The sequence below is a fragment of the Parabacteroides faecis genome, assembly GCF_014647375.1.
Taxonomy (GTDB): Bacteria; Bacteroidota; Bacteroidia; order Bacteroidales; family Tannerellaceae; genus Parabacteroides; species Parabacteroides faecis.
The window spans coordinates 235,306-251,708 of sequence record NZ_BMPB01000012.1 but is presented as its reverse complement, the minus strand read 5'-3'; the positions used below and the strand labels follow the sequence as shown (position 1 = coordinate 251,708).

Genomic DNA, 16,403 nt, shown 5'->3' with positions numbered 1-16,403 from the left:
AAGACACGATAAAAAAGAAGGCTTACACTCTGAATCCCAGAAAGTGTAAGCCTCCTTGTCAATATAACAAGCTCTTTATACCTGGTCCGTCCCCATGATTTCCGCTACACGTCCATTGGCCCGCGCTTTGATCTCCGGGGTAATACTGTCTTTTATCAGATTAATGACCAGAGTCATTACAGCAATATCGTCAGTAAAACCGATCACCGGAAGAATTCCGTCAGGGATCAGGTCGACCGGCAGGATAAAGTAACCGAGTGCACCGATAATATAAGCTTTATGCTTGACCGGTACCTTCTCATCCTGCAATGTGTAATAAAGAGTGAAGACAGGCAACAAAACCGTGGCACCGACTTTCTTCGCTACACGTTCCACCTTTTTCCAAAAACGGTTATCCGAGTAATACGTACCGTACTTTTGTACCTCGTGTACTTCCTCGAAAGGGACATCTTCTATTCTTTTTGTACTCATATCCATACTGTTTTATATGTAAAAAGCGTATTCGCCACTCTTACATACACAAAGATAAATAATTTATGCCGGAATACAAGCAGTCCGGAAATGACGGCGTTCAAACCGCCGGCTAAAATAACTTAATAACAGGAATCCGGCAAAAGCAGATGCAGCTCCAGGAAGCGCAGCATATTCATAGCTATACCCTGCCTCTATAGGCAGGCCACCGCAATAAGCACCGAGCGCATTCCCCAGATTAAAGGCGATCTGTACACTGGCTGCCCCAAGCATCTCTCCTCCTTTCGCATTTTGTATAAGCAAAAGTTGCTGTGGTGCCGATACGGCAAACAAACAGGTTGTCCCCACACACATAAGTAACACGGAAATCCAGGGATTTGCAGCACAAAAGAAGATCAATACCAAAGTCAGGCACATCACACCTTGTGTTACGGCAGCTACCCGTCCCGGAGTATAAATATCAGAAAGACGTCCGCCCAATATATTACCGACACACATGCCGAGTCCCGCCAACACCATGATAACGGTCATCTCGCCTGCCGGAAAGCCGGATACCTGCGTCAACAACGGTGTGATATAACTATATAAACAGAAGAAACCGCCGTTCCCGAACATCGTCGCAAAGATCAGCAGCCAGGGAGCCAGATTCTTCAGAAAACGAAACTGTCCTTTAAAACCATTATCCGGTAATGCCGCCACATACGGTACCCACCGCCAGATAAACCAGAACACAATCAGTCCCCAACAGGCAGCACTGAAAAACGTAGCCCTCCACGAAAGAACATGGCTGATATAAGTTCCCAGCGGTACAGCCAACAGGTTCGCCACCGTCATTCCGGAGATCATAATAGCCACAGCCTCCGATTTCTTTCCTTCTGCAGCCAATCGTTCAGCCACGATCGAACCCACTCCGAAGAATGCTCCGTGAGGCAAACCGGATATAAACCGCATTGCCATCATTGTCCAATAATTAGGAGATAGTGAAACAAACAGATTCCCTACGATAAAAATAGAGACAAGCACAAGCAGGATTTGCTTCAATGGTCTTGTGCGGGCCAGCAATACCAATAAAGGCGCCCCTGCACAAACTCCCAATGCATAAGCAGAAATAAGATGTCCGGCCTCAGGAATAGTAATACCCAGATCGTGAGCCACATCGGGCAGTATCCCCATCATTACAAACTCGGACAGGCCAAGCCCCAACGTTCCAAACGCCAGGGCGATAAGACTTTTCTTCATAACCGATAACCTAAATTTTCGGTCGCAAAGTTAGCACATCAAACAAATATATTGGTTAAAATTATGTTATAAGTGTAGTTGCAACCCGAAAGAAATCGGATGAAGTGCCGGACCTTTATTATTCTCAAACATTTCAATGGGTGAGTATTTAAAGTAAGCACCTATACAACCGACACCGGCCTGAAAAAGAAGGTCCATAGTCACAGGCCGCAGGTTCATACCGCCATCCATCTTCTGCTTTTTAGTCTTTCCCCGTTCGTCGTCGTAAACGACTTTGGAAGAAGAGGTTGTCTTGATGACACCCACAACACCACCGGAGACGAAGAAACGAGGTTTATGCCTTTTCTTCGGTGTCTGCCATTCGAGTAATACCGGAATGGTAAGACTGGTCGTATTCAGTTTGCTCTTTTTATAAACAATACCTTCGGCAGCAGGAACTAATCGGGTGACACCATCCACTTCCTGAAAATGGGCATTTTCATCTATACGGTATCGGTTCCAGCGCAAACCGGCTCCTGTTACCAACGCCCAGTTATAACGGGAGAAAGGGAAACTGAATTCTATAAAATTCAGGTTATATTCCAGCGATTTTCCTTTTCGCAGAGAGATATCATCGCCGGTAAAGCTATTAAAGCCCATACCGAAACCAGCCCAATGAGCAGAGAAATCTCTGTCCCAGGTAGGAACAGGAATGTTCAACGTCTTGATATGTTTACGGCGTTCGTACACACGACCGTCACGATATTGCCCTTCAAAAACCATCTCATCGTCTATGGCCTCTCCCTCTTCAGACAGTTCATACACACGGACTTTCAATCGGTCTCCGTTATCCTTTACTTCTATACGTTTCTTTTCCAATGTAATGACCGTATCGGTCGGCATCGGTTCAACTTCTGCTGCCAGCAAGCCCATTACAGGAAAACAGGCTGCTATGATCAGTAATAATCTTTTCATCTTTGTATTGTTTTATTCGTTTATAAATCTTTTTTAGTGAACAGAATCGTGATCAGGTCGTCACTATCCAGATCTCCTTCGATATAGACCAGAGTGATTACTCCTTTCGCATTGACCTTGAAGAGGACAAAACGATTTATGTCGGCTTCTTTACCCGGTAACTGATAATAAGCGGAGATAACGCCGCCATCATCGGTTACCTCCTTGATTTTGCGGGCCCCTTTCTGATCGGCTTCCAGGCATTGCCGGGTAAAGTTCAGAGCTTCCGGATCATTCTTGATCGTGATACTTTTATAACGGGTCATCCCATAAGTTTCAAGCATCTCGTTCGACAGTTCCACCATCGTCACATTCTTCTTCCGTCCGTAACGTTGGAAAACGTCCTGTATCTTCAGATCTTTCTGCATCACAGCTGTCTCCGTTGCTCCGGCACCGGCAGGAAACAGGATCAGGGCTGCCAGCCATACTAATAATGTGTATTTTATCTGTTTCATCGCAACATATTTTTATTCGTCATCACTAAAAATGGAACCTAGTTCCTTTAACTGGTTATCTATAAGCCGGCGGTCTGCCGCATCGCTATCCTCTTCGGGGAAATATTCATCCGCAGGAGTGGCCACCTCATGCAATGCCTCGAAAGCGGAAAAGCGTACTTTATGTATATCGGTATAGCACCGTCCGTTTATCACTACGTAATTATCAGAACAAAAGCACGGGTCTGCAGGATATAATAACTGGCTGATTCCCAGGAATGCCAGTACACAAGCGGCTACCGTCGAAAGAATATAGACCACCGACCTGCGACTTAACCGGAAATACCGTTCCTGAATTACCCCGGGAGCGATCTCCGACCATATCTCCTCCGCCTTGTCTTTCCCTTCCGCAATCTCCTCATCGAAATAAGCGAACATAGGTCTGTAAGCGGATAAATGATCCGGAACATGGTCCGAAGCAAAGAAACGGCGAAGTTCCCGCTCCTCATCGGCCGAGGTCTCTCCTTCAAAATACCGATCCAATAATTCTTCTATATTCATAATTGCTCCTGTTTGTTTAACTGTAAAAATTGTTCCCGTATCTTCTTTCTGGCTCTCGAAAGGTTTACCCTGACCGCTTCGATCTGTGTGCCTGTTATTTCGGCGATCTCCGCCAGTTCATAGCCTTCTACGTCTTTCATCCGGATAATAGTCTGCTGAAGTGTCGGCAATTGGCTGATCAGTTGCCGGATCCGGGCTGCGGCATCCTGTTGTTCCAGCTGCTCGTCCGGCGGCCTGTATCCGGAGTCCAACGCGAGACTGGTTATATCGGGACCTTCCGGACGACGGGCACGCAGTTTATCTAAAGCCAGATTCTTGGTCACCTGCATCGCCAGTGCTTCCACACTATGATAACCGTCCAGCTTCTCACGGATATACCACAGCTTCAAAAAAGCCTCCTGCACGATATCCTCGGCATCGGCCTTTTCCTGTATCAGTTTCAGGGAAAAGTTGATCAGCTTATCCCGGAGTGGTATGACGGTTATTTTAAACGTTTCGAGTTCCATTCTGTTTATATGACGGCAAAGGAAAGAAAACATAACATGAATATTCCAGTTTTTTGCCAGAATTATTGCATAACTTTGTAAACAAACAAGATAGCTCATGAAAATCCTGATTGTAGAAGATGAAGATTCTTTACGTGAAGTAATGATCCGTTCGCTGGAAAAGGAACGTTATGTCGTGGAAAGTGCAGCCAACTATCATGAAGCATTGCTGAAGATCAATGATTATGATTACGACTGTATCGTGCTGGATATCATGCTACCGGGGGGTAGCGGCCTCGACCTGCTGGAAGAACTGAAAAAGATGCGGAAGAAAGACAGCGTGATCATCGTTTCCGCCAAAGATTCAATCGAAGATAAAGTGACCGGTCTCGACCTCGGTGCCGACGACTATCTGACGAAGCCTTTCCATCTGGCAGAACTGAATGCGCGTATCAAATGTATCATCCGCCGGAAACAACAAGACGGCGAACTGCATATCAATCTGGCTAACATTACTGTCTATCCGGACCGTCATGCCGTATATATTAATGATGAAGAGTTGGTTCTGAACCGGAAAGAGTTCGACCTGCTGTATTATTTTGTCACGAATCCCGACCGCCTGATCAGCAAAGGCGCCCTCGCCGAATCTATCTGGGGAGATTATATCGACCAGGCAGATAGCTTCGACTTTATCTACAGCCAGGTCAAGAACCTGCGTAAGAAACTGAAATCGGCCGGGGCTACCGCAGAAATAAAAGCAGTATACGGTTATGGCTACAAAATGATAAACGAAGAATAACTCCATGAAACTGATCCATTATACATTCCGTAACCTGTCTATCCCGTTACTACTTATTCTGACGGCCTGGGCATGTTGTTTCTATTTTGCCATCATGCACGAAATAGACGACGAGACCAACGACAGCCTGGAGAATTATAAGGAAATCATCATCAAGACAGTACTTGCCGACAGTACACTTTTACGTGACCATGTGGACATCATGACCAAATACTATATCCGTGAAGTCCCTGAACAGGAAGCAGATCTGGATAAAGATGAATTTTTCGACTCGACAACTTATATAGAAATAGAGATGGAATATGAACCTGTACGGGTACTGCGTACCTGGTTCATGACAGCCGACCGGAAATATTATGAACTGACGATCGAAACGTCCACATTGGAGAAGGAGGATATGGCAGAAGCTATTTTCTGGAGTATTATAATCCTTTATGCCAGCTTATTGTGCTGTATTTTACTGGTATCTCATTTCGTATTCAGAACCAGTTTCCGCCCTCTTTATACATTGATCAAATGGCTGAAAGAGTACAGACTGGGAAAACAACCGACTCCTTTGGTGAATGAAACCAAAGTAGAGGAATTTAAAATTCTGAATCAGGCAATCCAGACAACCATGAACCGGAGTACGGAAATGTACAATCAGCAAAAACAGTTCGTTGAAAATGCCTCCCACGAACTACAGACACCGTTGGCTATCTGTATGAATAAACTGGAACTTCTTAGTGAAAATCCGGATTGTACAGAAGAACAACTGATTGAAATAGCCGGGATCAATCATACCCTCCGGGGTATTATTAAGATGAATAGATCGCTACTGCTTCTTTCCCGTATCGACAATAAACAGTTTCCTGATACATCCGAAATAGAGATCAACCAGTTGATCAACAAATATCTGCCGGATTTCAAGGAGATGTATGAGCATAAAAATATACATGTCACTTATACGGAAACCGGCGCTTTGATGTGCACGATGAATGAATCGCTGGCTTCAACCCTGATCAGCAATCTGTTAAAGAACGCATTCGTACACAATAAAGAAAACGGATCGATCATCCTGACTGTAACTAACCGGACACTGACAATTGCAAACAACAGCGACAGTCCCGGACTGAATGAGGCAACCTTATTCAACCGTTTCGAGAAACAAACGCATAAGAAAGAATCGACAGGACTGGGACTGGCCATCGTTAAATCGATTGCATCCATCTACGGAATAAAAATAAAATATGAGTATAATGGCTTACACCAATTCATTTTAACATTCAAATGATCTGTTTTTCCCAAATCTTTCCCAAATGTTCCTTTTTCTTTGCAGTATAAATTAAAAGAAGAATATTATGAAGAAGTTAGGATTAATTATGGTCAGCCTGTTATTATCGACAATGGCTATTTTCGCAGACAACGAAAAAATAACAAGAGACAAGTCTGTATTGCCCTCTGTATGTCGTAATTTCATCTCTGCCAACTTCGGACAGACAGAGATCTCGCATATTAAGATAGAGAGCAATTTGTTAGGTACCAAAGGATACGATGTGATCCTGACAAACGGAGTAAACGTAGAGTTCGACAAATCCGGTGAATGGAAAGAGATTGAAGCGCGCCATTCTTCCATCCCATTAGGAGTCCTGCCGGAAAGGATAGCCGGTTATATCAGGAAGAATTTCCCCGATAACACGGTTATTTCTGTAGATAAAGATACACGCGAATATGAAGTTAAACTAAATAATGATCTGGAACTCAAGTTCGACCGTAACGGAAATTTCAAAAAGTTCGATTAATAACACAACAAAAAGAAATAAATATGAAAACAAAATTATCAGTATTAGCACTAGCGATGTGCGGCTTGTTAACTTTCACGAGCTGCGATGACGATGACAACAATTATCTGCCCGACCAAACCGTCACAAAAGCATTCGAAACCAAATATCCGGATGCCGGAAAAGTGGAATGGGAAACAAAGAACGGCTACGAGGTTGCAGATTTCCATTTGGGCGGAAATGATACTGAAGCCTGGTTCGATAATAAAGGCAACTGGCTGATGACCAAGACTGAGATTAATTTCGGTTTGCTACCTGAAGATATACGTCTAAGCCTGAAAGCAAATGAATATAAAGACTGGAAATACACTGAATACGATAAACTCGAACGTTCCAATGCCGCTACAGTGTATGTGATCGAAGCAGAGCAGGGCGAAAAAGAAGTTGACCTGTATTACACAGAAGACGGTACGCTTATAAAAGTCGTTGACGATTCTATTAATGATAACAATAACTTCCAGCCCGTAACTATTCCGCAAGCTATCACTGACGCTATCAACGAAATGTATGCAGGCGCGACCATAGTTGAGTTCGACCAGGAAAAGACCGGTTTTGAAGTCGACATCCTGCACAACGGTATTTATAAAGATGTCTATTTTAATTCAAACAATGAATGGGTTTCTACGGAATGGGACATCACAGAAGATAAAGTACCGGCAATCGTCATGGATGCACTCAAAACTTCCGAATATAAAAATTACCGGATCGACGATATAGACCAGATCGAAAAACCGGCAGGTACTTTCTACTTGTTTGAACTGGAACAAGGAGATAAAGATGTCGAAGTAATGATCAGTGCCGAAGGTAAGATCGAAAACGTCCGTAAAGATTAACAATGTAAAAAGAACTTTGTATAGAGTGAATTTGTTTCTTACGAGAATAAACTGCACGAATATAATGGCTGAACCTCCATTGTATTCGTGTTTTCTTTTATAAACAATTAAAATTAAACGTCATGAAAGAAAAACTATCTGTTTTAGCTATTCTCGTATGTTGTATCTCAGTATTTATCAGTTGCAACGACCACCAGAAAAAAGTAAATAAAACCGTCGAAATCCCGCAGGCTCTCCAAAACTTTATCTCTACAAAATATCCGCAGGCAACAGTCCTGAAATTTGACAAGGAAAAGAATGGTACAGAAGTCGATATAAAAGACAAGGATCTTGACAAAGAGGTTTTATTCAATGATAAGAACGAATGGATCAGTACTAAATGGGATACCCGTCCGGAAGATGTACCTGTTGCCGTCATGGATGAACTGGCCAGCTCCGCTTATAATCAATATAAAGTGTTGGAAGTGGATGCGATAGAAAAACCGGCAGGTATGTTCTACACTTTTGAACTGAAAATGGATAATAATGAGGTAAAACTCACCTTCGATTCGGAAGGACAACTGATAGAATAAAAAAGAAAATCCTCCGGATCCATTCCGGAGGACTCTTCACAACCTTATTGAATGCGCTTCTCCAATTCCTTCTGCCGGATATTATCCCAATACCGGCAATCCAACTCAAAAAAAGTGGATGTATAAGGTATTGTCAAATTACTTTTCAATATGATCACATTAAAAATACGGCTTACACTATCCAAACGGGAAATTAACTGTTCATGAGGTATATATTGCAACCGATCACCCAATAAATCCCCTGCACGCAACCGGAGTTCCGTCACACCGGGCGCATCCGGTTCTTCCATAAACATCAATTCCCGATCCTGATATATAGTAGCCTTGATATGCGGTGTCTGATTTATTTCAGACATAACATACGACAATATATCCTGATAATCTTCTCCTGTATAAAATGTTTTAATACCTTCCTGGCTTTGCAACGGATAAGCCATATCAGTTACAACAATCCAGTTACGATGTCCCAATAAAAAAATATCCTTATGCAACTCATCTTTCCAGGAAAGCGGTTTGGAAATACATCCCTCCAGAAAAAGAAACAACAAACCAATCAATATATAACTCCGGTAATTCCTATATTTCATATCCGATAAGTTTAATTGTCTTTAAACAAAATGCAGTCCAATCCGAAATGATAAGCGGAAGCCTTTTCATTTTTACCGGACACTTCTACTTTTAGTTCAAATGTATTGTTCACCGGTTGCTGTACTCCCAAGTCAAGTTCTTTATTCAAGATATCCGGACTGTAAGCATCCCAATCCTCTATGACCAATTTATTATTCATATAAATATTCAATTTAGCAGAGACAGGGGTAGTAGTCAGATAAAGAATGACTTTTTTAGGATGATATTGTTCTCCAAAACGGAAAGAGAGATAATCGCCCACATTTTTAGCTTCTGCTAAAAGTTGTTTTGCCATACTCCATTTCGCATCACCCTTATCATTATCCATCGCCTGAACTTTACAGATCAATCCGTCAGAAAAAGAGTCCGGTTGTATATCTTCCAACTCAACAGCATCTTTTATACGGAATTTATTTGTCTGAGTTATCTTTTCCAAATCTTCTATCTGAGGAACCGGACTTGCTGCTGCCTCGATCATCGGAACCCTGTTATGAGTTGCCCCTTCTTTTCCGTACCAAAAAGAAGTAAGTGCATATTGCAGGATCGCATCCGGACCTGTAGAGAAATTAAAAGCCTCCATATCCAACCTGAACCGGCTATTAAAAGGTATCGCATCCAGACTACGACTTCTCGTACAAATGTTATACCCACGTGTATGAGGATTTTCTCCGGTAAAACCCCGAGTCTCTCCTCCTACCCGGATATTCGCCAGGAAAGGAGTTGAAAATTCATCTTCACGACTCGGATGAACACCACCCGCCCAGCCATAATAATCTTCTGTCCCGGTTCCGAAATGAGATGGGAAACGACGGTCGAAATCCTCATCTATATAAATTTTTTCATCACCTTCCCCCCACCACCAGGGCAATGGATTCAAAACGGCAAAATTATCTCCAACATGGATACCTTCACCTATTACTTCGACAAAGGTCATGTCACGGACCGGATTTGCCAAATAAGGTTCATCTGTCCACCAGTTCGCATGGAAATAATAGGTATCGTTCGTCCATTTCCAGGGAGAAACTACCAGATCAGATTCCAACGTTACAGGAAACGAAGAATAGTTATGGATACGAATCTCTCCTTTTTTCTTGTACGGCATAATCCAACGGCAAACCATCCTTCCGTCCTGGCGAACTTCCCGTTCCCAGGTCCGGTAAGGATCAACTGCATTCACATTTCCGAAAAAATCACCTAACGGACACCAGACTGCCGGTATATCATCGAACACTATCTCAAGAACAGTCGAACGCAAAGCCTGCGGTAAATTTTCTGCTGATAATTTAAACTCCATATTACGGATCGCGGACGTTCCTTCCGGTAATAAGATAGTCTCTGTCCGTTTACTACCTACGGAACCGGAAAAACAGACTTTTTCCCCTTTAGTAAAAGGGGGTGGATTTCTCAATTCTTCCCCAACCTGCTCTACTGTAGCATGGTAACGGTCCATAAAATCCGGCTGAAATGTCTGAACTTCCACATTGGGGGAATAGGCCCTATAATTTATAATGTAGAAAAAAGAATCCCCTTCGACAGTCACTTTACAGCTTTTTCCAAACGGAATCGGTAAATACAGATCGCCGGCCCGGCAAGTATAAACAGCGAAAGGCTCTGGAGCAAAAGATTTACCGGTCAACAGACGGATCATATTGGTCCGTATCGTTGGTTCTTTAGCGCCATCCAGGTAAATCAAAATATCCGGCCCTTGACGATCATTGAAATCTTTATAAAAAAAGGGAGTCCATATTCTGGTCAATACCCCGGGACCATGACATTCCATTAAGACAGACTCCTCCTTACCGTTATTCATTTCTTTACGCAGATCAAATCCCTGGTCTCCATTCGCAAACCAGCCTGCCGGATCGTCCGGTGTCACAGAAGCACGGTTATAACTACTATTCTGCAATGATTTGTACGGAAACTCCGGCTTCTTTGTGACAACTGTACGATCAGTCATTTCGTTCAACAGCGATTCAAAAGTCACATCATATTGCTGAGCTTCGATATATGGCTGAAAACCAAACAAACAGGCAGTTATTCCCAAAAAGAATTTTATTCTTGCCGCTTTCACATATAATAATAATTGACCCATAAAAATACAACTATTTTGAATTTGAAAGCCCGGTCCCTGTTCCTGCTGGTTTTACTTATATACTCAGGATACCGGGCTTTTCTTATTCTATTGATTATTATTCTAATATACTATGACCAGCCCGGATTTTGCTCCAGGTTCGGATTCAGAAGTATCTGTCTGGTAGGAAGAGGGAACAAATAATGTTTCTCTTCAAATTTACGTTTACCGGTCGGCTCTACAATAATGTAACCATCTCCATTCTGAGGAAAATCAATATCTCCCCATCTTGAATCCGTGTCATACTGGGTCCCCCTCCATAAAACTCCTTCCAATGCCATCGGCATCTCTGTTTCCGCATTTTTCCAGCGACGCAGATCATCGAAACGGAACCCTTCAAGGAAAAGTTCGATTGTTCTTTCCCTGCGAATTTCAGTACGCATATCCAAACCATTCGTAGAAACGAAAGAGTTTGTCAAAGCAGGAAGTCCCGCACGATCTCTCAGTTTATTAATGGTCAAGTCCAGTTGCTGATCCGTTATACTACCATTCTTCTCAAATAAGGCCTCCGCATGTATCAATAGTACTTCAGCCAAACGGATAACAGGCCAGTCTACCCCGAACGGAGAAGGCACTTCCACCCTGAACTTAACAGCATAATACCCCGTTCGTGTCGTGTTTCCGAAATTGATATCATAAACATTTCCCCCATTAAAAGGATTATTCCAGTCACGGTTATATTCGGGAGGATTATTCGCCCAAAAACGAGTAAACGGTTTCTGCAATATATTTGTCATACGAAGATCCCTGTTTTCATATTCGCTTTCCACCGTTTTTCGTCCCTGGAATAAAGGAGATTTATTTATAGGTAAACCATCTGTACACAAAAACATATCCACAAATTTACGGGTGGCACTCGGGTATTTATGCGCGCTGCTGGTACCCGCCGCCCTGATATCCGCGTCAAAGCGATTCGCTAAAATATATTCTTTCTGATCCAACTTCGTTAACCCGGCAACATTTGTTTTCCCTTTATCCAGCAAAAAGAAATACCGGTAACTTTCATCACCCAAAACATCCCTACGGTCAAAAAGAGCATACTGGTTACCGTTGATCACTTCACCCGTAGCAGAAATTGCCAGTTCCAACAAATCGTCCCCACTCTGTCCGCGATACTTACTCCAGGTACCTTCAAACAAAGCCACACGACCTTTAAAAGAAAGCGCGGCCTCCCGGCTTACCCGTCCTTTCTTTCCTTCAGCAATTTCATTTTCTTTTGGTAGCAAAGAAATTGCCTGATCCAAATCTTTCAAAATATGAGCAACAACTTCTTCCCGGCTGTTTCTCGGCCCGTAAAGCAATTCCGTATCATTCAAATCAAGTACTTTATCGATAATAGGAACCCCTCCGTAATATCTCAGTAATTCAAAATAGGCAAATGCTCTAAAGAAATGTGCTTCACCGACATATTCATTGATCTGATCCGTTAACTCGGGAACTAATACAGCTTTTTCCAGCAAGTACGTCGTATTCCTTATATTGACATAAGGAGCTTTCCACAAATCACTGTTCGGTTCAGGAGAATAACTACCGTTACTCACCGTATTTTCACTCCAGTCAACCAAAATATCGGAACGGACATCCTGACCGACTCCCGAACTGGGTAAAGTAAAATAAAACTGATTGGCAAACAGTTCAAATTGGCCTGCACTCTGAAAAAATGTCGACTCCGAATATTTGTCCTGCGGATATAGGCTCAAATCCTTTTCACAAGAACAAAATAAAATCACGGCCAACAGGAAACACATCGAATATACTATATTATTTTTCATAATCTTTCATGTATTTAAAGTGTAACATTGATCCCGAATGAATAACCTCTGGGGAATGGAGTAATACGGGGATTAAACGGTTTTTCCGGATCATAGATACCTGGAATAGAATACGTTTCCCATATATCCGTACCACTAAAATAAACCCGGAGCTTCTCAATCTTTGCCTTTTCTATCAGACTCTTCGGAAAGGTGTATCCTAGTTGTAAATTCTTCAAACGGATATATTTATTGTTATAGAATTTATAGGGGGCATTGGACGAGGCATAATCATGGTTTTTAACTGCATCATTCTGTGACAAGCGCGGATAGAACGCATTTGTATTATCATTTGTCCAGTATTTACCATAGAAATATTCCTGCGGAGGCCATGAATCATACTCTATCGGCTTATTTGATTCCAAAACCTGCCATTTCAGTACCCCCTGGAAGAACATACTCAAATCAATATTTTTCCAGTTCACACCTAAATTGATACCAAACAAATAATGTTGTCCGTTATCTCCCAAATGTATCATATCACCTGAACCCGATGCCGGTTTTCCATCTTCTCCCAACTTATAAACCTGGGGTAGTAATTTCCCGTCACCATCCAAATCTTTATAACGGGCGTCGCCCAAAGATAGATTATTCGGAATACCGGATGTCATTTTCTCATTATAGGCAGCTAATTCCTGTTCCGTCCGGATGAAACCGTCAAAGTCATATCCAAAATAAGAACCTACCGGATAACCCTCCACGAAAGAATTATATCCCGAATTCGGAATTGTCGAATCAGCCAGTTTCAATACTTTACTGGTGTTGTTGCTGATATTGACATTCGCAGAATATCCCCAGTCTCCTACCTGGTCACGCCAACCGACTGATAATTCCCAGCCTTTCGAACGGACATAAGCCCCGTTAATACTAGGCGCTGTTACTCCTAAAACCTGCGGAAATTCCTGAGTAAAGAACATATTCGGATTGTTCTTGATATAGAGATCGAGGGAAGCATTCAAACGCGAATCCAACAAAGCGATATCCAATCCCAAGTTCTTGGTATCGATCTTTTCCCACGAACGTGTCTTACTAGCCATACCGGATAAGGTTGCTTGTTGGGTCAGTGAAGGGGATAAGCTATTACCCATCGGGTATTGTCCGTTTATATTGATCTGGGCTATATAATCGTATAAACCGATACTGGCCTCATTACCCATCTGTCCCCATGATGCCCGTAATTTCAGGAAGTTCACGATATGATTGACTGGTTGCATGAACGATTCATTCGAAATAGTCCAGGCCCCCGATACCCCAAAGAAAGGCGACCATCTATGCCCTTTGGCAAAACGAGAAGAACCGTCATAACGGAATGTACCTTCCAATAAATATTTATTGTCGAACGAATAACCCAACCGGGCAAAAAACGAATTCAAAGCACGATCCGACTTACTTTCATTATTATATTGTTCATCGCTGCTTCCTACACCAAAAGTAGGTAATTCCGGACTGATCAATCCCAGCCGTCTATAGGCTTCAAATTTACGATAGTCTTCCTCTTCATGGGAATATCCCGCCATCAGGTCAAACTGGTTTTTTTCCAATAACGTATATTGATAGTTAGCATAAATATTAGCTACCGTATAGCGTGAACGACCATATAAAGACCCGGCAGAATTCCTGCCATTTGTCGAATTATAGGAATACTTATTGTTTTCGTCATACATATCGAATCCAAGTTCAGCCCATTCATTCTCATTAATATCGAAACTGGCTGAATATTCACCCGTTATCGACAAATTCTTAATCGGTGTCAGGACAAATCCGAGCAGGGCTTTAATCCTGTAATTCAAATCCGTTGAATTACCTCCATCCCGGGCATAACCTATCGGATTCTGATGAGAGCCGAAATTATACAAATGACCTGCTGAATTAAACGGCATGAATACCGGCCATATCAATCCCTGCCAAAACTCTACCTGATCATATCTGTAAGGTTCCGTCACTTTCTGCCGTTCAAAGTCAAATATTGTCTTTACTTTTAAAAAGCTGGTGATATCATAATCATTTTTCAGCTTGACAAAAAAACGTTTATTATAATTATCACCATAATTCAGCATAGCATCCTGACCTACATATCCAACCGAGTTATAATAGTTCAATCGCTGTGTCTTACCGGAAACCGAGAGATTATAATTTTGCATCGGTGCAGGACTAAACATTATATCCGGCCAGTTATAATCGCCAAATACAAAATTTGCACTGTTATCAAAAGGCCATTGACAAGAATATTGCCCGTTGTTTTGTTTGATAACATCCATTGTCAGACTGTTATCTGCAATATACTTTACAATATGGCTATACATATTGGTCTTCTGCCCGTCATTCACAAACCCTTCATTCATCATCTCTACCAACTGAAGTACATTCGTACTTTTTTTCATCAACGAAGGTTGTTGGATCGTAAATGTCCCTGTAAAATTAATGGTAGGCTTATCGGTCTGCCCTTTTTTTGTTGTGACCAGAATAACTCCACCTGCAGCACGGGCTCCGTAAATAGCGGCCTGGGCATCTTTCAATACACTGATACTTTCAATGTCATCCGGATTAATATTATCCAAAGCATAAGTATTATTGTCTTTCTGAGCTATCCCGTCAATAACGACCAATACACCAGGATCACTTTTAGAGGTGGTTCCACGAATGGAAATACTGCTATTGGTTCCACGGATTTTTCCCTGATTCGAACGGGTTATTTGTACACCGGGAGCTATCCCCTGTAGTAAATCAGTCGTTCTGGCAACCGGTCTGTCCTCCAATACTTCTTTATCTATCATCGAAACAGAACCGGTCAACGTTGACTTTTTCCTTGTTCCATAACCGATCACCACCAGTTCATCCAGAGCCAAGGTCTCTTCCTTCATCTGTATATTCAGGACATTTTTACTACCTACTGCCATTTCAACCGGTACATAGCCTATATAACTGATCAATAAACGATCCTGATCTGATGCCGTCAGACTGAACTGCCCATCGACATCCGTTACAACTCCGGTCGTAGTACCTTTGATTACGATATTGGCTCCGATAATGGGATCACCATTCTGATCCACGACTTTTCCTGTTATATTTCTCTGGCCTTGCTGAACTGTAGTAAAAACAGTACGTTTGGATAATATGATATAATCATTCTCGAATTCATATTTTATCTCATTATTTCCAAAAGCTTCCACCAGATATTCCGAAACTTTCGCATGGTCATTTTTCACCCGTACAATCTGTTCCGTATCTATCTCCGTATCACTGAACACAACCAGATAATTCGTCTGTTGCTCTATGGCACGAATCAGTTCTCCTACGGTCAATTGGGTATCGGGTAATTTCACTATAGCATTTTGCGCTTCACTTTCAACAGCCACCAGCTGGAAGACAAAAGCAAATAAAAAGATCAGGGATATTTTCATAACACGAAGTATATTATTTCTTTTTTTTAAACATACCAGGGGTGTTAACAAAGGATTTCTTTTCATATCTTTGTTTCATTAAAGTAATTACTAGATTTTTAAGTCACACTGGGATTGCTTTATTCAGTCGGTGGATGTTGGTCGCATCCGCCGATTTTTATAGCAGGATTTTTTATTTTTTCATCATAGGCATTCTATTTTAAAGTTAAACATTCATTTTACAGAT

15 protein-coding genes are annotated in these 16,403 nt (G+C 42.1%); 5 read left to right on the top strand and 10 right to left on the bottom strand.

The window, feature by feature from the left end:
* Positions 1-75: 75 nt before the first annotated feature.
* From IEY67_RS18265 to IEY67_RS18240, 6 genes are all read right to left on the bottom strand, one after another.
* Entirely contained in the window at positions 76-471 is a 396-nt protein-coding gene (locus IEY67_RS18265; protein ID WP_122354009.1) for a YkvA family protein, read from the bottom strand.
* A 63-nt stretch (positions 472-534) separates the two neighbouring features.
* A complete protein-coding gene (gene araJ, locus IEY67_RS18260) occupies positions 535-1,710 on the bottom strand; it encodes an MFS transporter AraJ (protein ID WP_122353891.1) in 1,176 nt (391 codons plus the stop codon).
* Between the two features lie 66 nt (positions 1,711-1,776).
* Positions 1,777-2,664 carry an outer membrane beta-barrel protein gene (locus IEY67_RS18255; RefSeq protein WP_122353892.1) on the bottom strand — a complete coding sequence of 296 codons (888 nt, stop codon included), beginning with the start codon at positions 2,662-2,664 and terminating at the stop codon, positions 1,777-1,779.
* 20 nt (positions 2,665-2,684) lie between these two features.
* Complete coding sequence (locus tag IEY67_RS18250; RefSeq protein ID WP_183670912.1) at positions 2,685-3,158, bottom strand: DUF6108 family protein; 474 nt, start codon at positions 3,156-3,158, stop codon at positions 2,685-2,687.
* A 12-nt stretch (positions 3,159-3,170) separates the two neighbouring features.
* Positions 3,171-3,698, bottom strand: coding sequence for a PG0215 family putative anti-sigma factor (locus IEY67_RS18245; RefSeq protein WP_183670914.1), 528 nt, complete (start codon positions 3,696-3,698; stop codon positions 3,171-3,173).
* Positions 3,695-4,204, bottom strand: coding sequence for a GFO_1088 family ECF-type sigma factor (locus tag IEY67_RS18240; protein ID WP_122354010.1), 510 nt, complete (start codon positions 4,202-4,204; stop codon positions 3,695-3,697). The genes IEY67_RS18245 and IEY67_RS18240 overlap by 4 nt, the downstream gene beginning before the upstream one ends.
* Positions 4,205-4,301: 97 nt before the next feature.
* Here IEY67_RS18240 and IEY67_RS18235 point away from each other — a divergent pair, with 97 nt between their 5' ends.
* The 5 genes from IEY67_RS18235 to IEY67_RS18215 all read left to right on the top strand — a co-directional run bounded on the left by IEY67_RS18235 (position 4,302) and on the right by IEY67_RS18215 (position 8,207).
* Positions 4,302-4,982, top strand: a complete 681-nt coding sequence (locus IEY67_RS18235; protein ID WP_122353895.1) for a response regulator transcription factor — start codon at positions 4,302-4,304, stop codon at positions 4,980-4,982.
* A gap of 4 nt (positions 4,983-4,986) precedes the next feature.
* Positions 4,987-6,255: a sensor histidine kinase gene (locus IEY67_RS18230; RefSeq protein WP_122373980.1), complete on the top strand. Its 1,269-nt coding sequence runs from the start codon at positions 4,987-4,989 to the stop codon at positions 6,253-6,255.
* Between the two features lie 67 nt (positions 6,256-6,322).
* Complete coding sequence (locus tag IEY67_RS18225; protein ID WP_183670916.1) at positions 6,323-6,763, top strand: PepSY-like domain-containing protein; 441 nt, start codon at positions 6,323-6,325, stop codon at positions 6,761-6,763.
* A 23-nt stretch (positions 6,764-6,786) separates the two neighbouring features.
* On the top strand, positions 6,787-7,635 hold the full coding sequence (locus IEY67_RS18220) for a PepSY-like domain-containing protein (protein WP_183670918.1): 849 nt from the start codon (positions 6,787-6,789) through the stop codon (positions 7,633-7,635).
* 122 nt (positions 7,636-7,757) lie between these two features.
* Entirely contained in the window at positions 7,758-8,207 is a 450-nt protein-coding gene (locus IEY67_RS18215; RefSeq protein ID WP_183670920.1) for a PepSY-like domain-containing protein, read from the top strand.
* Between the two features lie 44 nt (positions 8,208-8,251).
* On the opposite strand, the gene IEY67_RS18210 is transcribed toward IEY67_RS18215, so the two are convergent.
* From IEY67_RS18210 to IEY67_RS18195, 4 genes are all read right to left on the bottom strand, one after another.
* A complete protein-coding gene (locus tag IEY67_RS18210; RefSeq protein WP_183670922.1) occupies positions 8,252-8,794 on the bottom strand; it encodes a hypothetical protein in 543 nt (180 codons plus the stop codon).
* Positions 8,795-8,805: 11 nt separating this feature from the next.
* A complete protein-coding gene (locus tag IEY67_RS18205; RefSeq protein WP_183670924.1) occupies positions 8,806-10,926 on the bottom strand; it encodes a glycoside hydrolase family 172 protein in 2,121 nt (706 codons plus the stop codon).
* A gap of 110 nt (positions 10,927-11,036) precedes the next feature.
* Positions 11,037-12,737: a RagB/SusD family nutrient uptake outer membrane protein gene (locus tag IEY67_RS18200; RefSeq protein WP_183670926.1), complete on the bottom strand. Its 1,701-nt coding sequence runs from the start codon at positions 12,735-12,737 to the stop codon at positions 11,037-11,039.
* 14 nt (positions 12,738-12,751) lie between these two features.
* On the bottom strand, positions 12,752-16,177 hold the full coding sequence (locus IEY67_RS18195) for a SusC/RagA family TonB-linked outer membrane protein (RefSeq protein WP_183670928.1): 3,426 nt from the start codon (positions 16,175-16,177) through the stop codon (positions 12,752-12,754).
* Positions 16,178-16,403: the final 226 nt, after the last annotated feature.